Annotated in this window: 18 protein-coding genes; 8 read left to right on the top strand and 10 right to left on the bottom strand. The window is 69.9% G+C overall.

The genetic code is table 11. The features are described from left to right. Positions 1–457: 457 nt before the first annotated feature. Together CKO28_RS20495 and CKO28_RS20490 are read right to left on the bottom strand one after the other, a co-directional pair. Positions 458–961 (bottom strand): CocE/NonD family hydrolase, encoded by a 504-nt coding sequence (locus tag CKO28_RS20495; RefSeq protein ID WP_437127644.1) that lies wholly within the window; start codon positions 959–961, stop codon positions 458–460. A gap of 318 nt (positions 962–1,279) precedes the next feature. Beyond that, positions 1,280–1,438 carry a hypothetical protein gene (locus CKO28_RS20490; protein ID WP_200342679.1) on the bottom strand — a complete coding sequence of 53 codons (159 nt, stop codon included), beginning with the start codon at positions 1,436–1,438 and terminating at the stop codon, positions 1,280–1,282. A gap of 286 nt (positions 1,439–1,724) precedes the next feature. On the opposite strand from CKO28_RS20490, the gene CKO28_RS20485 reads away from it, so the two are divergent. Then, positions 1,725–2,114: a hypothetical protein gene (locus CKO28_RS20485; RefSeq protein ID WP_200342678.1), complete on the top strand. Its 390-nt coding sequence runs from the start codon at positions 1,725–1,727 to the stop codon at positions 2,112–2,114. A gap of 83 nt (positions 2,115–2,197) precedes the next feature. Here the strand turns inward: CKO28_RS20485 and CKO28_RS20480 are convergent, their stop codons facing one another. Next, positions 2,198–2,623 carry a phasin family protein gene (locus CKO28_RS20480; protein WP_200342677.1) on the bottom strand — a complete coding sequence of 142 codons (426 nt, stop codon included), beginning with the start codon at positions 2,621–2,623 and terminating at the stop codon, positions 2,198–2,200. Between the two features lie 455 nt (positions 2,624–3,078). Here CKO28_RS20480 and CKO28_RS20475 point away from each other — a divergent pair, with 455 nt between their 5' ends. Beyond that, positions 3,079–3,903: a bifunctional allantoicase/(S)-ureidoglycine aminohydrolase gene (locus CKO28_RS20475; RefSeq protein ID WP_200342676.1), complete on the top strand. Its 825-nt coding sequence runs from the start codon at positions 3,079–3,081 to the stop codon at positions 3,901–3,903. 109 nt (positions 3,904–4,012) lie between these two features. Here the strand turns inward: CKO28_RS20475 and ccmI are convergent, their stop codons facing one another. The 4 genes from ccmI to CKO28_RS20455 all read right to left on the bottom strand — a co-directional run bounded on the left by ccmI (position 4,013) and on the right by CKO28_RS20455 (position 9,215). Further along, the gene (gene ccmI / locus CKO28_RS20470; RefSeq protein ID WP_200342675.1) at positions 4,013–5,929 is read right to left on the bottom strand and encodes a c-type cytochrome biogenesis protein CcmI; all 1,917 of its coding nucleotides are present in this window, start codon (positions 5,927–5,929) and stop codon (positions 4,013–4,015) included. A gap of 9 nt (positions 5,930–5,938) precedes the next feature. Further along, entirely contained in the window at positions 5,939–6,439 is a 501-nt protein-coding gene (locus tag CKO28_RS20465; protein WP_242480696.1) for a cytochrome c-type biogenesis protein, read from the bottom strand. 4 nt (positions 6,440–6,443) lie between these two features. Next, a complete protein-coding gene (locus CKO28_RS20460; RefSeq protein ID WP_200342680.1) occupies positions 6,444–8,456 on the bottom strand; it encodes a heme lyase CcmF/NrfE family subunit in 2,013 nt (670 codons plus the stop codon). Between the two features lie 327 nt (positions 8,457–8,783). Next, positions 8,784–9,215 (bottom strand): CBS domain-containing protein, encoded by a 432-nt coding sequence (locus CKO28_RS20455; RefSeq protein WP_200342674.1) that lies wholly within the window; start codon positions 9,213–9,215, stop codon positions 8,784–8,786. Between the two features lie 815 nt (positions 9,216–10,030). On the opposite strand from CKO28_RS20455, the gene CKO28_RS20450 reads away from it, so the two are divergent. From CKO28_RS20450 to CKO28_RS20440, 3 genes are all read left to right on the top strand, one after another. Continuing rightward, a complete protein-coding gene (locus tag CKO28_RS20450) occupies positions 10,031–10,573 on the top strand; it encodes a hypothetical protein (RefSeq protein ID WP_200342673.1) in 543 nt (180 codons plus the stop codon). Between the two features lie 181 nt (positions 10,574–10,754). Next, a complete protein-coding gene (locus CKO28_RS20445; protein ID WP_200342672.1) occupies positions 10,755–12,344 on the top strand; it encodes an NfeD family protein in 1,590 nt (529 codons plus the stop codon). Between the two features lie 8 nt (positions 12,345–12,352). Beyond that, the gene (locus tag CKO28_RS20440) at positions 12,353–13,120 is read left to right on the top strand and encodes a slipin family protein (protein WP_200342671.1); all 768 of its coding nucleotides are present in this window, start codon (positions 12,353–12,355) and stop codon (positions 13,118–13,120) included. A 37-nt stretch (positions 13,121–13,157) separates the two neighbouring features. Here CKO28_RS20440 and CKO28_RS20435 read toward each other — a convergent pair whose 3' ends face one another. Next, the gene (locus CKO28_RS20435; protein WP_200342670.1) at positions 13,158–13,394 is read right to left on the bottom strand and encodes an HP1242/YdcH family protein; all 237 of its coding nucleotides are present in this window, start codon (positions 13,392–13,394) and stop codon (positions 13,158–13,160) included. A 317-nt stretch (positions 13,395–13,711) separates the two neighbouring features. On the opposite strand from CKO28_RS20435, the gene CKO28_RS20430 reads away from it, so the two are divergent. Then, complete coding sequence (locus CKO28_RS20430; RefSeq protein ID WP_200342669.1) at positions 13,712–14,233, top strand: CIA30 family protein; 522 nt, start codon at positions 13,712–13,714, stop codon at positions 14,231–14,233. An 80-nt stretch (positions 14,234–14,313) separates the two neighbouring features. Here CKO28_RS20430 and CKO28_RS20425 read toward each other — a convergent pair whose 3' ends face one another. After that, the gene (locus CKO28_RS20425; RefSeq protein ID WP_200342668.1) at positions 14,314–15,042 is read right to left on the bottom strand and encodes an EthD domain-containing protein; all 729 of its coding nucleotides are present in this window, start codon (positions 15,040–15,042) and stop codon (positions 14,314–14,316) included. Positions 15,043–15,349: 307 nt separating this feature from the next. Here CKO28_RS20425 and CKO28_RS20420 point away from each other — a divergent pair, with 307 nt between their 5' ends. Together CKO28_RS20420 and CKO28_RS20415 are read left to right on the top strand one after the other, a co-directional pair. Next, entirely contained in the window at positions 15,350–15,883 is a 534-nt protein-coding gene (locus tag CKO28_RS20420) for a glycine cleavage system transcriptional repressor (protein WP_200342667.1), read from the top strand. A gap of 130 nt (positions 15,884–16,013) precedes the next feature. Beyond that, positions 16,014–16,757: a CDP-alcohol phosphatidyltransferase family protein gene (locus CKO28_RS20415; protein ID WP_200342666.1), complete on the top strand. Its 744-nt coding sequence runs from the start codon at positions 16,014–16,016 to the stop codon at positions 16,755–16,757. Positions 16,758–16,840: 83 nt separating this feature from the next. On the opposite strand, the gene CKO28_RS20410 is transcribed toward CKO28_RS20415, so the two are convergent. Next, positions 16,841–17,539: a Crp/Fnr family transcriptional regulator gene (locus tag CKO28_RS20410; protein ID WP_200342665.1), complete on the bottom strand. Its 699-nt coding sequence runs from the start codon at positions 17,537–17,539 to the stop codon at positions 16,841–16,843. Positions 17,540–17,780 lie beyond the last annotated feature (241 nt).

The following is a 17,780-nucleotide window of genomic DNA, read 5'->3' as shown; positions in this document are numbered from 1 at the left end:
TCCGACGCCATTACAGCGCCTTCTTCCCTACTACGGGCCGCTCCGCCCCTGTGCCCCGCGTCGGTACTCGGGCTCTTACGGGGGCCTCCCGCTTGAGCGTCTCCCTTCGCATCGGGGCGACAGGTTCTCACGTTCCGTGCAGAAGCCTGTCTCAGAGTCACGCCGCCTCCATGCCGGATGCCGTCTGGGCAGCAATCAGGCCATCCCCCAGACTCGTCCCGGGTTAACGACATCCCCCCGGTTTTGACATCGTCTCTACGCTTTCGACACGTCATCAGCGGTTCGCTCGCGCTCGTCTCTCTGAGCCCTACCTGACGGGATCACGTCCCGCCTTTTCCGCAACGCTCACCACCACGGCTCTTTACCGTCGCAGCTTGCGGTGGTTTGAAGCCTGCGCCTGACCGCCGGCTCCGAGGGGCCTACCCTCATCTCCTGCACGACACCGCACCTCCTCTCGTCAGTGCGTTCGTGACACACCGTCGTCGGCGTAGCGGTCGTCGGTCGAGCACAGCGTGACGATCGCTTTCAGGGCCGGCGGGCGCCAGGCCGCGACCTGCAGCGCGTTGAAGCCGCCCCAGGAGATGCCGAACATCCCCACGTTGCCGTCGCACCACGGCTGGTCGGCGATCCAGGCGATCGCGTCCAGCGCGTCCAGCTGCTCGCGTTCCAGATATTCATCCAGCAGCACGCCGTCGCTCTCCCCGCTGCCGCGCAGGTCGAGCCGAATCGAGGCGTAGCCGTGGCCCGCCATGTAGTGGTGCAGCGGCTCGTCGCGCGGCCGGGTGAAGTCGCGCTTGCGGTAGGGCATGTACTCGAGCAGGGCGGGCACCGGATCGGCCTCAGCGTCCGCGGGCAGCCAGACGCGCGCGGCCAGCCGGCAGCCGTCGGCCATCGGGATCCAAAGGTTCTCGATCACCCGCACGCGGCGCGGGAAGTCACGGACGATTCGCAGGGCAGGCACTCCCAGGGGCAAGCTCGCGCAAGGGGCAAGACACCGTCCGCGTGAGGCTAGCCCGTTGTTCGCGGGTTAGGTCGGCGGGCGCCGGCAACAGGCCGGACACTCAAGGCCGCCCGGGGACCGGCGCCGGGGCCAGCGGCGCAGGATAACACAAGACACGCCGAATGCTCCGTCCCGATCCGGGTCGTCCGCACCGCCACGGCGGCGTACGGACGACATCCAGAGGTCGGGGGCGGCTTGAACGGGCCCTGGCCGCCGCGCCGGTCGGGCAGCGGCGGCGGCCAGTGCGGAAGCGGTACAGCGGCGCGCTTGGCGGGCGGTTCAGTTGGCCGGCGGGCTCTTCTTGGTGGGCTTGAAGGCCGGGATCTCGACGTGCGCCTCGCCGCCCTCGCGCAGATAGCGCGGCACCTTCTTAGCGCTTTGTTGGTCGTTCTTGGTCTTGCGGGTTTCGCGCCCGCTCTTGTTCTGCGACTTCGCCATGTCCGTTGCTCCTGAACCGGCACCCGCACCGCTGCGGGCACGCTCATAAGATGGGCACAGTGTCGGGCGAATAGCCATGCGAATTTCGCACGGGCTGTACGGTACGGCCAGGGCCGCGCTGGACGCATGGATCGCCGCCGCGCAAGTCACCGCGGCGACCCTACCGCCGGTTGCGCGCCCGCCGCTCCCCCTGAAGAAACTGCCGTCGCCCCTGGCCGCCCTGTGCTAATTGTTGCATCTGGTCCGGCCCTTGGGCGGCCGGCTTTTGCAGACAGGACCCCGATAGATGACAAAGCTGACGGCGGAAATCCCCAACGGCGAGTGGCACGGCACGGTCGCGGCGATGGATCTCGACAGCGGCGACCTGGAGCGGCTGCTGCGGACCGAAGGTAAGATGGACCGCGAGACCGAGACGCTGGTCGCCGTCGAGCTCTCCGTCGGCGACGGCTGCAGCGGGCGCATGCGCATCCCGCAGGTGCGCGGCCTGCTGGCGGAAGGACGCGACACCGCGCACGTCCAGGAAACGATCCGCGACAACCCGGACGCGCTGCCGCTGCGCGCCCAGGAAGTCCACGTCACGATGGAGGAGTTCGTCGGCCTGTTCCGGCACCTTAAGATCGTGCTGACCCGCAGCGACCTGAACCTCGCCGGACAGGCATACGTCGAGCGGGACTAGAGCAAGATGCTGAGAGGTGAATCCACCTTTCAGCATCTTGCCCTAAGCACGCCGACCGGCCCGGCGCGGCGTGCGGCGCTCGGCTATTCGGCCGCCTGCCGGGGTTCGGGTCGCGGCGCCTGCGTGGTCTCGTCGTGTGCGCCATCGAACGCCTTGATGCAGTCCTCGCTGGTCTTGCTGCACAGCTCATAGAGGCGCCCGGCCTCGTCGGCGTAGACGCGCACCGCCGTCTCGACGCTGGACATCTGCATGCGCAGCGCCTCCCCAGGGTCCTGGCAGCGCGCGGTGCGCTCCAGCGTCTCGAAGTTGGCCTGCATGCGCCGCCCGGAGAAGTCCAGCAGTTCGGTCATCATCCGGGCCCAGCCGTCCATCCAGCGCCGCGCCAGCTCGGCGTTACCGGTCATCATCTGCGCCATCCGCGTCTGCATGCCGGCCATCGTGGCATCGACCGGCATCGTCACCGCCGCTGCCTCACTGCCCTGCTTTTGGTCCGTCTTCCGTGTCGTCATGTCGCGCTGCCTCCAACTGTCGCCTCGAAGTGCCTGGGATTTTTGCATCGGTCGTCATCCGGTCGCCTTGGACGGCGCTCTGGGGCGCCTTGGACCCCGGCCGCCCGGCCGTGACGCCAATGGCATACACGCCCGCACGCCCGTCGAATGCGGACGTCGGCAAGCCACTGGATCACGTGCCGGACCAGTTTGCCGCAGCCGCCGCGCGCCCGGATTGATTCCGATTAAAAGTCGGCCGCGCTCTTACGACGTAGCCGACCTACGGACGTGAGACTCCCTGGGCGCAGCACCGACGCGCGGCCGAATAGCACCGTGCATCTGGTCTGTGGTGCAGTCCGATTTGTCCGCAATCAATGGGGAGAAAGGCGATCGGCCGCAGACATCTGGTAAAACGGCGGCGATCCGGGCCATGGTTGGGCACGACACTGGGTTGCCCAATCAAGGAGACGCCCGCGATGACCGGCCCGACCTACGCCGCCCCGCCCGGCGGCTTGCCTCAGCAGAGCGAACGGTTGAGCGACCGCGCGCTGTTCACGGACGCGTTCGCGGTGATCCCGCGCGGGGTGATGCGCGACATCGTCGCCAGCCGCCTGCCGCTGTGGGACGACACGCGCGCCTGGATCCTGGCCCGGCCAATGACCGGCTTCGCGGAGACGTTCGCGCAATACGCCATGGAAGTCGCGCCCGGCGGCGGCAGCGACCGGCCGGAACCGGAGCCGGGCGCCCAGGCGGCGCTGTTCGTGCTCGACGGGGAGCTCGCGCTGTCGATCGGCCAGCAGGACCACCGGCTGTCCGCCGGCGGCTTCGCCTACGTCCCGCCGGAGACCGACTGGCGGGTCCGTAACCTGGGCGACCAGCCGGTGCGCTTCATGTGGATCCGCAAGGCCTACGAGCCGGTGTCGGGACTGCCCTACCCGGACCCGATCGTGACCCACGAGCAGGACGCCACCTCCGTGGCGATGCCGGACACCGACGGCGCGTGGGCGACCACCCGGTTCGTCGATCCCGACGACCTGCGCCACGACATGCACGTCAACATCGTGACCTTCGCCCCCGGCGGCGTGATCCCGTTCATGGAGACCCACGTGATGGAGCACGGGCTTTACGTCCTGGAGGGCAAGGGCGTCTACCGGCTGAACGACCGCTGGGTCGAAGTCGAAGCGGGCGACTTCATGTGGCTACGCGCTTTCTGCCCGCAGGCCTGCTACGCCGGCGGCCCGGGGCGCTTCCGCTATCTATTGTACAAGGACGTCAACCGCCACCCGCGCTTGCGGCCGTAGGGCAAGATGCTCGCAGGTGGCATCACCTTTCGGCTGAACCTTGCCCTCTCTTCAAGCAGTTAGAGCAAAATCCCCGATGAAGGTCGACCCGACCTTCATCGATTTTGCTCTAATTGTTCCGTAGCATCTGGTCGGCGCGCTTGCGCAGCTCGGCGGTCTGGGGGGTGTCGGGCGGCAGCTGCCGGATCGCCTTATCGAACATCGACCGCGCCTTATCCTTGTCGCCCTCGCGCAGCTCCGCCATCGCGCCGAACCAGAGCGCCTCCGGATTGTTCGGCGCCTGCTCCAAGGCCCGGCGGGTCAGCTCAACGGTCTGCTTGGTCTGCGTGCCCGCCTGCTGCCGCAGCGCGCGGGCGTAGGCGAGCAGCACGTTCGCGTCGTTCGGGGCGCGTTGCTCGGCATTGGCGAGCGCATCGACCGCGTTCTGCGTCTCGCCCAGGCGCATGTAGGTCTGGCCCAGACGCATCCAGCCGGAGACGTTGTCGGGATTGTTCTGCAGCTGGTTCGACAGGCCCTTTGCGATCTGCTGCAGCATTTGCTGGCGCTGTTGCTGGCTCAGTTGGCCCAGCTGGCTGCCGGTAGGCGCCCCGGCGGTCCCACCGCTCTGGCCGCTGCCGGCCTGACCGCCGCCTGAGGGCCTATTTCCCTGGCTGGCGGTCTGCTGCGGCGGACTCACGCCTTGCGGCATCGCGACACCCTGCCGCTGGGCCGCGGCCTTGAGCTGCTGCCGCACCGCGGCGTTGCCCTCGAACGCGGCCAGGCCGTCGGCGAGCGCCTGCGTTGCCTTCTCGCCCTCGCCCAGTACGCCATACGAGCGGATCAGCCGCTGCCAGCCCTGCGCGTCCTTCGGGTTCTGCTCAAGCCGGCTGGCCAGGCGGTCCACCATGCCGCGGATCATCTGCTGGCGATCCTCGGCCGACATGTCCTGCGCCGCCTCGACCTGCTCCCGGCTCGGGGCCGGCGCCCCGCCGCCGGACGCGCCGCCAGGCTGCCCGGTCTGGCCTTGGGCGGTCTGGCCCTGCCCGGTCTGGCCCTGGGCGGTCTGGGTGCCCTGAGCGGCCGCGGGCGCCTCCGGCTTGACCTTGGCGAAGGTGGTGCCCGGCTCGATCCCGAGTTCGCGCTCGACACGCGCCATTTGCTGGCTGAGCGCCTCCAGGTAGGGCGCCCCCGGCTGGGCATCCGCGACCAGCTTCTTCCAGATATCCAGCGCCGCCCGGGGATTGCCAGCCTGCTTTTCCGCCAGCCCCAGGTAGAACCGGCTGCGCGGGTCGTCGGGCACCTGCGCGCGGACTTTCTCGAACGCCTGCTGCGCCTTCGGCACGACGGTGCCCTGATTCGCCATCACCAGCGCCTCCCCGTAGAAGGCGTTGATCTGCGGCCGGTCGGGCGCGCGCTTGAGCGCCTGCTCGAACGCGTCGACCGCGTCCTGGTAGCGCTGCATCGCCAGGCGCGTGCGGCCCAGCAGGACCCAGTCGTCGACGTTGTCCGGGTTCTTTTTTAGCTTGGCCGTCAGGTTGGCTTCCGCCTGGGCGAGCGACTGACCCTGACCGCCACCGCCCGGCTGGCCGCCGCCGGGTTGGCGCTGCTGACCGCCGCTGCCGCGGCCGGCCAGCCGGGTCCCGGCATCTTCCGGCAGGTTGCGGCTGGCGAACGGCTGACTGTCCAGACCGGGGTTGCCCTCGCTCAAATAGACCGCGACCGCGCCCGCCGGCAGCGCGACAGCCACCAGCACGGCCGCCGCCCGCACCGTGGCGCGGCTGGCGCTGGCGCCCTCGCTGGCGGCCTTCTGGCGGCGCTGGTCAGCCTCCAGGATGCGCCGGCCGATCTCCGCCTTGGCCGCCTCGGCCTCCGCCGCGCCGATCAGGCCGCGCGTCTTGTTGCGCTCGACCTCCTTCAACTGGTCGCGGTAGACCTCGATGTCATAATCGGTCGCGCGCCGGGCGGTGGCGCGGGCGCGCAGAATGGGCAGGACGACGGCCGCCAGCACGGCCAGCGTCAGAAGACCGGCGGCGATCCAAAAAGTCATGCCTGGTCGTCACTCTCCATCAAGGATGTGGTTCAGCCGGCGCTGTTCGTCCGCCGACAGTTTCTGCTGCGCAGCCGGGCGCTTGTTGCGGCGCCAGAAGAACACGCCCACGCCGAGCGCGCCGAGCGCGGTGATCGCGGCCGGGCCGTACCACAGCACGTAGGTCTCCGGCTTCACCGGCGGGCGCAGCAGCACGTAATCGCCGTAGCGCGACTGCAGGAAATCCTTGATCTCCTGATTGGACTGGCCGGCCTGGATCTTCTCCCGGATCAGCACCCGCAGGTCCTTCGCCAGGTCGGCGTTGGAATTGGCGATCGATTCGCTTTGGCAGACCAAGCAGCGGATCTCCTCGCCCAGCTCCTGGGCGCGCTGCTCCTTCTGCGGGTCGGCCAGCTTTTCTTCCGGCTGCACCGCGGCGGCTGGCGCGGCCAGCGCCACGGCCAGCGCGATCGCGAAAGCGCCCAGGCTTCGCCGCATCGCCCACACCGCTGTGCGTGCCCGTCGGATCATCGCGTTAGTCCTGTGCCTTGGCCGCGCCCAGGGCGGGCTGCGGGGCCGCGCCCCGGCGGCGCGCCCGGGTCGGCGCGCCCACCCGCAGGCGCCGGTCGGTCAGGCTGATCAAACCGCCCAGACCCATGAAGCCGCAGCCGAACCAGATCCAAGCGACCAGCGGCTTGAAGTAGAGGCGCACGGTGTAGCCCGGTCCGTCCGCCTGCGGGTCGCCGATCACGGCGAAGATGTCGCCCAGCGGCCGCGTTCGGATCGCGGCTTCGGTGGTTTCGCGGCCGGACACGACGTATTGCCGTTTGGATGGCGTCAGCGTGGCGATCCGCTCGCCGCCGGCGGTGACCACGAACGTCCCCTCCGTGGCGGTGTAGTTCGGCCCGTCGACCGGTCCCGCGCCCTTGAAGGTGAACTGGTATCCGCCGACCGTCTCGGTCTCGCCCGGCTGCATGACGGTGATGCTCTCGCTCTGCCACAGGCTCGAGGCGGTCATGCCGGTCATCGCCACGGCGACACCGAGGTGCGCCACCATCATGCCGAACGAGGCGCGCGGCATGGTCCGAGCGCGGCGCCAGACGCCGTCCCAGCCCAGGCCCTTGCCGACGCCGATCCGCTCGGCGAACTCGACCAACACCGCGGTGGCGAGCCAGACCGCCAGCGCCAAGCCCAGCATGCCGAACACGCTGCGGCCCCAGAGTACGTAGGCGCAGACCACGAACACCACGCCGGTGATCGCGAACGCGACCTTGAGCCGCTGCAGCGCGCCCTTCAGGTCCGCGCGCTTCCAGGCCAGGAGCGGTCCGACGCCGAGCGCCGCCACCAACGGCAGCATCAGCGGGATGAACGTGGCGTTGAAGTACGGCGGGCCGACCGACACCTTGCCGCCGCCCAGCGCCTCCAGGAACAGCGGGTAGAGGGTGCCCAGGAACACCGTCGCCGTGGCCGCGGTCAGCAGCAGGTTGTTCAGCACCAGCGCGCCCTCGCGGCTGATCGGGGCGAACAGGCCGCCGCCCTTCAGCTGCGGCGCGCGGTAGGCGTACAGCGCGAGACCGCCGCCGATGGCGATCACCAGCAGCGCCAGGATAAACACGCCCCGGTCCGGGTCGGTCGCAAAGGCGTGCACACTCGTCAGCACGCCCGAGCGCACCAGGAACGTGCCGACCAGCGACAGCCCGAAGGTCAGGATTGCCAGCAGGATGGTCCAGGTCTTCAGCGCGTCGCGCTTTTCCACGACGATCGCGCTGTGCAGCAGGGCCGTGCCCAGAAGCCAGGGCATGAAGCTCGCGTTCTCCACCGGATCCCAGTACCACCAGCCGCCCCAGCCGAGCTCGTAGTACGCCCACCAGGAACCGAGCGCGATGCCGAAGGTCAGGAACACCCAGGCGAGCAGCGTCCACGGCCGGACCCAGCGCGCCCAGGCGGCGTCCACCCGCCCTTCGATCAGGGCGGCGATGGCGAACGAGAACACGATCGAGAAGCCGACGTAGCCAACGTAGAGCATCGGCGGGTGGAACGCGAGCCCCGGGTCCTGCAGCAGCGGGTTCAGGTCCTGCCCGTTCACCGGCGGCGGGCTGACCCGGGTGAACGGGTTGGATGTCAGCACCATGAACAGGATGAAACCGACCGCGATCATCGCCTGCACGGCTAGCGTGCGCGACTTCAGCCCGGGCGGCAGGTTGCGGCCGAACACGCCGACGATCGCGCCGAACAGGGCCAGGATCAGCACCCAGAGCAGCAGCGAGCCCTCGTGGTTCCCCCACACGCCGGAGATCTTGTAGAGCAGCGGCTTCAGGGTGTGGGAGTTCTGCACCACGTTGAGCACGGTGAAGTCGCTGACCACGTAGGCGTAGGTCAGGGCCGCGAACGAGACCATAACCAGGCCGAGCTGCACCACTGCCGCCGGAGTCGCGGTCGCCATGAACCCGGGGATGTCTCGCTGGGCGCCCCATAGCGGCAGCACGGACTGCACGATCGCCGTGCACAGCGCGAGGATCAGGGCGAAGTGGCCGAGTTCGACGATCATGTCCGTCAACAACCCTGTTCGTTTTGGACCGGTCAGCCGGCGTCCGGCGCGACGCCGGCGGCGGGCCGAGGTGCGGTATCAGGACCGCGCCCGCCGCGCCGGCAGCGGACCGCGCGTCAAGCTGAGTAGTCAGGTAATCGTCCGCGAAGCGTCAAGCAAGCCGTCGCGGCGTCCTGTCGCCCCGATCCGCGCTTGCCCCGCGCGGATTTCGCGCACGACCCGGCCTAACGGATGCCATGCCGACCCGCGCCGCGCGCGAGCCTGCCGCCGGCGGGATCCGGCCGGTTGAGCCACGGCCCGGCGACCAGCCTCTGCCCGAGACCAGCCTCAGCCCGAGGAAATGTAGTCGCGCAGCGCTTCGCGCTCGTGCTCAAGCTCGTTGATCCGCGCCTTGACCGCGTCGCCGATCGAGATCAGGCCAATCAGGCGCCCGCGATCCACCACCGGCACGTGACGGAAACGCCCGTCGGTCATCTTGATCGTCACGGCCGTCACATCGTCGTCCGGCTGGCAGGTGACGACGTTGCTGGTCATCAGATCGCGGACGTGGCTTTGTGTCAGGTCCAAGCCGTGTTCCGCCATCTGGGCGACCAGATCGCGCTCCGACAGGATGCCGACCAGATTGCCGCCCTCGTCGACCACGACGAGTGAGCCGATCCGCCGCCGGCCCAATTCGCCGATCGCGTCGCCGATCGTCCGGTCCGGCGTGATCGTCGCGACGTCGCCGCCCTTGGAGTCCAAAATCTGGCGTACCTTCATGCTGCGTCCTCCCTTGGTGACGCCGCCGGTGCGCGCGGCACCGGCGTTCGCGGGCTTGTTGAATGTGCCGCGGCAAATGCCGCGCCGCGGTGCCCGTCTGGTATCACTCTAACGCCAGGAAGCCGGCCGTGGGCAGGGTCAAAATCGGGCGCCGGGGACAAAAGTCCGGGCCCGGTCACGGGTGCCGCCCCGACCCGCGTCCGCACCCCGGCGTCGGCCCGACCGCCCTGCCCCGGTCGCTTGCACCCGAAGCGCGCAGTTTACATCCGAATGTCGCGCCTTGCCCAACATAGAGCAACGACGTGCGACGCATGATCGCGCACTTTCATGGGGTCCCCAGTCCGTTGGCCCGGCCGGCGGACGACATTCCTCAGACGTCCCCGCGCCCCGAGAGGGGTCCGCGGGGACTTTTTTGTCGCGGGCTCCTCATCCGGGCGCGTCTATCGACCCGCACCCGGCAACCCGCACCCGGCAACCCGCACCCGGCAAACTGCCCTGGGCAAACCGCACTCGGTGCAACCGGCATCCCGGCCTGCGCCGGCCACGCGGAATTCGCTTGGCGCCCGCTGCGGGCTTGGGGCACAGTTCCGAACCCGGGTCGGGGCGCTCGAAAAACTCTGGCGTTCAAAGCCGGTCTGTTGCACAGTCCAGTCGCAAGAGTTTTTCGCAGGCGGTCGCGCAGCCGGTCGGCGCCGCTGGACAGCGCCGCTGGACAGCAACGACGGGGTCGACTGGGCGCCGGACGCGGCTCGCGCCAGCGCCAATGCCGGCTCCGCTCCCCGGCTTCGCGACGAGGAAGAGGTGGGAGGCTGCCGATGAGCGACGCATCTCCGCCCCTGGGAGGCCGCTCGGCCGCCCGACTTCCGCACGACGCCTTTACCGACCGGTTGGCCGCCGACCGACCGATGCAGACGCGCAGTTCGCCCGTGCCGGCCGGCGCGGCCACGCCGCGGAGCCCGGTGGACTACAGCGGCCTGACCGATGAGGCCCCGAAAACCATCCCGGCGCCGGGCGAAACGTCGGCGCCGGAACACGGCGCGGCCGATCACAGTTGGGGCTACGAACGCGGCGGCTACGGCGGCGGGGCGCCGACCCTGTCGGCCGCGCGCGATGCGGCCGATCTAACCGACCTCAGTCACTCCCTGGGCGACGGGGCCCGCTACGCCGTCGACATCGCGCACGCCCGCGACCAGGCCAGGGCACCGGCGGCCGGCGTGGCCAAGCTGCGGCTGCGCCAGGCGATCCGGAGCGTTCGCCGGGTCTGCGCGGAGGCGATGCGCCAGCGCATGCACACCGAGATGGCCGACCTCGCCGCCCAAATCCGCAAGATGCACGACCGCGACACGCGGCCGCGCTGAGTCCGCCGGCCCAGGCGGTATCCGGCCGGCAGCAGCGGCGGCGGCGACGGACGACGGAACCCCGCGACCCGTTGGCCGACGGCCGATCCGGCGCCACCTTGGTGGCATGAACCGCGCGCGCCCCTGCGATCCAACACCCCGTGCCGGCCGCCGACCCTGTGCCGGCCGCCGCGTCCGCGCGATGCGCCGGGGCGTGGGCGCGCTGGTGTTCCTGCTGACCGGCCTGAGCCTGCTCGCGGGCCACGGTGACGGCGGCAGTGCGTACGCCCAAGACAGTGCGTACGCCCAAGAAAGCCAGGGCAGCCAGGCGCTGGTGCGCGTGCTGACGGTCGACGGCCCGATCGGTCCGGCCACCAGCGGCTACCTGACCGATGGCCTGGCGGAGGCGCAGCAGGCCGGCGCCGAACTGGTGGTGGTCAAGCTCGACACGCCGGGCGGCCTGACCACCGCGATGCGCGACATCAACGAAGCCGTCCTGGCCAGTCCGGTCCCGGTGGCGACTTATGTCGCGCCCTCGGGTGCGCGGGCGGCCAGCGCCGGCACCTATATGCTCTACGCCAGCCACATCGCCGCGATGGCGCCCGGCACCACGCTGGGCGCGGCGACGCCGGTGCAGATGGGCGGCGGCAGCACGCCGCTGCCGGCCGCCGACGACGGCGGGCAAGGCGATCGCGGGCAAGGCGCAGGCAGTTCGGGCGGCGCAGGCGCAGGCGCAAGCGAAGGCGGCGCGCAGGGCGGCGCAAGCGAGGGCGGCGAGGCGGGCGGGGCCGCCTCTAGCGACACCGCCAGCGACCAAGCAGGCGGCGCGCAGAGCGGTGCCCCGGCCGAAGCCCCCACCGACGCCAAGACGGCGAAGGCGGTGAACGACGCCGTCGCCTATATCCGCGCGCTCGCCCAACTGCGCGGGCGCAACGCCGAGTGGGCCGAGCGCGCGGTCACCGAGGCCGCGACCCTGACCGCCCGGGAAGCCGTCGCGCGCAACGTCGTCGACCTGCGCGCCGACACGCTGCAGGCGCTGCTGAGCGCGCTCGACGGCCGGACGGTCGAGACGCAGGTGGGGGAGACCACCCTCGCCCTCGCCGACGCACGGATCGAGCGCGCGCCGCCGGACTGGCGCGACCGGCTGCTGGCGACCCTGACCGATCCGAATATCGCCTTCATCCTGATGATGATCGGCATCTACGGGCTGATCTTCGAGTTCATCAGCCCGGGGCTGGCGGTGCCGGGCGTGCTGGGGGCGATCTGCCTGCTGCTCGGGCTCTACGCCCTCAACGTGCTGCCGGTGAACTACGCCGGCCTGGCGCTGATGGGCGTCGGGGTCGCGTTCATGGTCGCGGAGGCGTTCGTGCCCTCGTTCGGCGCGCTCGGCCTGGGCGGGCTCGCCGCCTTCGCGCTCGGCAGCACGATCACGTTCGACACCGGCAGCGGCGCCTACGCCCTGTCGTGGTGGACCGTCGCGGGCGTGACCGCGCTGTCCGGCCTGGTGCTGATCCTGCTGGTCGGGATGATGGTGAACAGCCAGCGCGTACGCGTCTCCACCGGCGAGGATCAGTTGGTCGGCCACGGCGCCGAGGTGGTCAACTGGACCCGCGAGCAGGAGGCCGGGCGCGGACGCGTCCAGCTGCAAGGCGAATACTGGAACGCGGTCGGCCCGCCGGACCTGCGTGCGGGACAGCACGTGCGCGTCACCGCCCGCGCGGGGCTGACGCTCACGGTCGCCCGGCAGCCGGAACCGGCCCCCGACGACACTTCCCAACCCGCGAGCACGTGAGGCCCCCCATGCTGGTCAATGCCATCATCGCGGCGGTAATCGCCGTCCTGGTCATCGCTTTCCTGTCGCAGGCGATCTGGATCCTGCGCGAATACGAACGCGGCGTGGTCTACACGCTCGGCCGCTTCACCAGCGTGACCGGCCCCGGATTCCGAGTTCTGATCCCGGTGGTCCAGCAGATCGTCAAGGTCGACCTGCGCACGATCACCGAGGACGTCCCCAGCCAGGACGTGATCAGCCAGGACAACGTCTCGGTGAAGGTCAACGCGGTGATCTATTTCCGCGTCACCGACCCGCAGCTGGCGATCAACGAGGTGGAGAACTTCCGTAGAGCCACCAGCGAGCTGGCGCAGACCACCCTGCGCTCGGTGCTGGGCAAGCACGAGCTGGACGAGATGCTGTCCGAGCGCGACAAGCTGAACCGCGACATCCAGGAAATCCTGGACCAGCAGACCGACCGCTGGGGCATCAAGGTCGCCAACGTCGAGATCAAGCACGTCGACCTGGACGAGAGCATGATCCGCGCGATCGCCCGGCAGGCCGAGGCCGAGCGCGAGCGCCGGGCGCGCGTGATCAACGCGGAAGGCGAACAGCAGGCCGCCCAGAAGCTGGTCGAGGCCGCGCGTCAGCTCGACGCGCAGCCGGCGGCGATGCAGCTGCGCTACCTGAATTCCCTGCAGGATATCGCCGGCGACCGGACCAACACGATCGTCTTCCCCTTCCCCACCAACATGATGGGCCAGCTGCTGGAGAGCCTGGGCTCCAAGAAGGGCTGACGCCCGGCGTCCCCGGACCGCGCCGTAAGCGCGCTAGCTAGCGCAGGTAGCCGGCGATCTCGTCCTTCAGCTGCAGCCGGCGCTTGCGCAGTTCGTGCTCGGTCTGCTCGGAAACCGGCTCGATCTCGGTCTCCATCCGGTGAAGGTCCCGGTTCACCTTGTGGTACTCGTCGGCGAGCGCGGCGAAATGCTCGTCATTCTGCTTCAGATCGTGGATCTGCTGCTTGTGCTCCGGGAACTCCTCGGCGAGTTCGTGCGGTGTGTGCTGGCTCATCCCCAGGCGTCTCCGTTGGTGATCGAAACGGGCCACGCGAGCGGGGCCCACCCGGACGGCGGTGCGATGCGCAACCGCGCTGTGGCCCTGAAACCGCGGATGAGAACAGCACATCGCCACCGCGCCTGTCGAGCCTGCGCCCGCCGCTGGTCAAGCCGGTCGCACCCGGCTAGCGTGATCGGGATTCCCGCCGGTCGATACCGGCCCGCGCGAGCGGCCCCGGCCGTTTGTCGCAGCCCGCGGAGCGGCTCGGCTCAGACCGGCCGCGGGCTGGCGCTGGCCACCCCCAATCCCGTCCATCGTGAACGAGCGAGCCGATGCCCGACGCCCCGCCGACGATCGACGACGCCAGCGCCGACGACCTGAGCGCGGCCACCGGCACCAAGTGGCGGCTGGTCACCGATCAGGTGATGGGCGGCGTCTCCGAAGCCCGGGTTCGGCGGGCGACCGTCGCCGGCCGGCCGGCGGTGCACCTGACCGGCGACGTCAATCTGGCCAACAACGGCGGCTTCGTGCAGACCACGCTCGACCTGCGGCCCGACGGCGGGACGGTCGATGCCAGCGCCTGGACCGGGATCGCGATCACGGTCCGCGGCAACGGGGAGAGCTATAACCTGCACCTGCGCACGACCGACGTGCGGCGGCCCTGGCAGTCCTACCGGCAGAGTTTCGGGACCACCGGCGACTGGCGCACCATCCGTCTGCCGTTCGACGGCTTTACGGCGCACCGGATCGACGCGCCGCTCGACTTGAGCCGGCTGAGACGGATCGGCCTCGTGGCGATCGGCCGGGAATTCCGCGCCGACCTGGCCGTCGCCGACCTGCGGTTCTACGCCTAAGCTATCAGGGCGCGGGGCGGCGCGGCGGTGGCGGTGGCTTGCCGCCAACACAGCGCATCCGACCCTACCGGTCGCCCGCTCTACGCCCCGGTCATCGCGGGTGTCGGGATCACCGCCTCTTCGCGGGTGGGGAAGAACACGGTGCGGGACATGTCGGCGTTGTCCGCGCCGTCCGGGAACACCTCCGCCTGGTAGGCCGGGTCGTCCAGAAACGCCTGCATCGTGGCCAGGTCCGGGAAATACAGTTCGGAGGTGGCGTCGACCGCCGGCTCGCCGTCCAGGTAGGCGGTGTCGGCGGCAAAGCACTGGACGTAGCCGGTCAGGTAGCGCCGGCTGGTCGGATGATCGCGCACCAGAGAGGCGTGCCGGGTGCGCATGTGCTCGCGCCAGGCCGCGACGCCGAGATCGCGGTGGCGCTTGACCCCAATGATCAGCTTCACCCCCCGCGCGCCGGCCGGCTCGGGGCCGCAGACGATCTCCGGGCCGCTGGTCGCGACAAAGGCGCAGCGGCTCAGATCGGCGAAATTGGATTCGTCCGGGTGGATCTGTTCCAGGTATTCGGGATCGCCGAAGAAGGCGTCGGCGTCCGCGTGCCGGTCGAAGTACAGCTCCGCCGTCCCGTCGTAGGCCGGCGCCCGGCTGCCCTGATAGGCCTCGAGCGCGGTCATGCCCTGGACGTAGCCGCGCACGGTGCGCCCGGTGACCGCCGCGCGCCGGACCAGCGGCCCGTGACGCGTGCGCCAATACGCCTGGAACGCCTGCGCCGACAAATCCGCCCGGCGGCTGACGAAAACGATCAGCTTGATCATGCTGCCCGATGCCCTTCCTGACTGCTCCCGGCCGTGCCAGCCCGGCCCGACCGCCCACAGGCCACTCACTGGCCGCCCACTGACCAACCGCCACTTGATTGAAAGCGCATAGCAGATTTCGGGTGGAGCGCAACAGCGTGCGCCGCTCGGTCGCGGGCGCGCAGGGCCCCGGCGTTCGCGAGGCTGCCGGCAATTGCATCGCCCGCCCGCCCGCCGCACGATGGGCCGCGCGCCGCGGCGGCCCCACGGCTGCGCGCGGCCACAAGAGCGGCCACAAGAACAGACGCCTGGATGGGAAAGGACGAAGATGAACACGCGCTACGTGATCGCGCTGGTGGGCGACGACCGGCCGGGCCTGGTGGAGAAGCTGTCCAGCGTGGTCGCCGAACACGGCGGCAGCTGGAGCGAGAGCCGGATGTCGGTGCTGGCCGGCCAGTTCGCCGGCGTCGTCCTGGTCCGCGTCGACGCCGGCCAGGCCGAGGCGCTGGAGCGCGACCTCAACAAGCTGGCCGGCGACCGGCTGCAGCTGTCGCTGCGCCGGGCCGACGCCACGCCCAAGGAGGTCCGCCCGCACCACGCCGTCTGCCTGGAGCTGACCGGTCACGACCGCGCCGGGCTGGTGCGCGAGATCACCCGCGTGCTGCGCGACCGGGACGTCAATATCGACGATCTGGTCACCGAGCGGATGAGCGGCGCGATGTCCGGCGGCGCGCTGTTCCGCGCGGTCGCGGAACTGCAGGTCCCGGACGACCTGCCGCTGGAACAGCTGCGCGAGGATATCGAGGCGCTGGCCAACGAGCTGATGGTCGACATCCACGTCCGCGAACTGGTCGACGAATAGCTGGTATCCGTCCGCGACGTCGGTCGAACCCGCCGTGCGCCGGGCGGGATTTCGATCGTAAATTCGGGGCGCCGGTCGGCGACATCTGCTGTGTTCCCGAGCGGTTCAAGCCGATAGACTGCCCGGCGACATGACAGAGCGATTACAAGAACCGGGTCCGGTCGCGCAGGCGCGCGCCTGGGCCATCCACCTGTTCACCTCACTGGGCGCCGTCACCGGGCTGATCTCGCTGATCGCCGTGGTCGACGGCCGGCCCGCGTCCGCGCTGATCTGGCTGGGCATCGGCATGGTGATCGACGGGCTGGACGGCCCGCTCGCCCGCCGCTACGTGATCTGGGAGGTGCTGCCCCGGGTCGACGGGGCGATCCTGGACCACATCATCGACTACATGACCTATGCGGTCATCCCGGCGATGTTCATCTACACCTTCGGCTTCCTGCCCGACGGCTGGAACCTCGCCGGCGCGGCGGTGGTGATGGTGACCGCGCAGTACTGCTTCGCCAACCGGCACGCCAAGACGCCCGATAACTTCTTCGCGGGCTTCCCGGCGGCCTGGAACCTGATCGCGGTGTGCTTCTATCTGCTCGACCTGCCGGACTGGTTCGCCGCCGCCGTGGTCGTGCTGTGTGCGGTGCTGACCTTCGTTCCGATCACCTTCATCCATCCCTTCCGGGTGAAGGCGCTGCGCCCGCTTACCCTGGCGATGACCGGGGTCTGGTCCGCGGTGACGCTGGCCGCGGTGCTGCTGCAGACGCCGGACGGCGGCCTGCAGCGGGACTACCCGGCCTTGTTCTGGGGTTTCGTCGCCCTGTCGGCCTATTTCCTGGTGCTGAGCCTGGTGCGCACCGCCCGCGGCCGCTTGGTCGGCAACTAGGGCAAAACGCTGCAAGGTGGCTTCAGCTTTCAGCATCTTGCTCTAGCCAAGCGCGGTCAGCGCCGGATCACCGGGTCCGGCGCTTACGCGCCGATCCGGCGGAGCGCGGCGGCGTCCAGGATCTCCACGTCGCTCGCGCGCTTGTGCAGGATGCGGTCGTCCGCCAGCCGGCGCAGCGAGCGGTTCACGTGCACCACGCTGAGGCCCAGCATGTCGCCGATCACCTGCTGCGACACCGGACAGGCGAACACCGTCCGTCCGGTGGGGGTGCGCTTCTCCACCCGCCGGTAAAGCCGCAGCAGCAGCGCCGCGACCCGCTCGTAGGCGGTATGCCGGACAAGACTGCCCATCTGCTCGGTCAGTTCGGTCTGCTCGACCGCGAGCAGGCGGCACAGGCCGGCCGCCATGTCGGCCGAAGACGCCTGGAGTCGGCACAGCTCGGCCCCGTCCAGGCGCGCGACCGTCATCGGCGTCAGCGTCCCCAACCGCGGCGCGCGGCGGCTGCCGCAGGCCGCGGCGACGCCGACGATCTCGCCCGGGACATGCACGTCGACCACGTAGCGGCGCCCGTCCGGGAAATCGTGATACGCGTAGCCCCACCCCTCCGCGACCAGATAGACGGGCTGGCGCATCGCGCCGTCCGGCACGACACTGCGCGTGCCCACCTCGACGAGCGGCCCGGCGAGGGATGCGATCTGTTCAAGTGCGGCGTTGGAAAAGAACCCCGTCCAACGACCCTGGCTGGCGATCCAGCCCAGATTCGGTCTGTCGGCGGCATGCATTTAGTTTCCTCACTTAGCCCCCATTTTGCACGGAGGCAGGGCGGACCTCCCTTGAACCCGCGGATTCGTGCGGGTTATGGGCGCTGAGGCAATACACGAAATCAGCGTGGAGGTCCGCCCATGGCAGAGGGTAACCAAGAACAGCTGCGATTTCATCCCGTCGAGGGCTGCACGGTCCGGGCCGAGTTCAACGGCGGGGCCATGTCCTCGGACTTTGGCCCGATGCTGCTTCGGGGTGTCG

It is taken from the genome of Rhodovibrio sodomensis (assembly GCF_016583645.1).
Classification (GTDB): Bacteria; Pseudomonadota; Alphaproteobacteria; order Kiloniellales; family Rhodovibrionaceae; genus Rhodovibrio; species Rhodovibrio sodomensis.
This window is presented reverse-complemented; position numbering and strand designations above follow the sequence as displayed.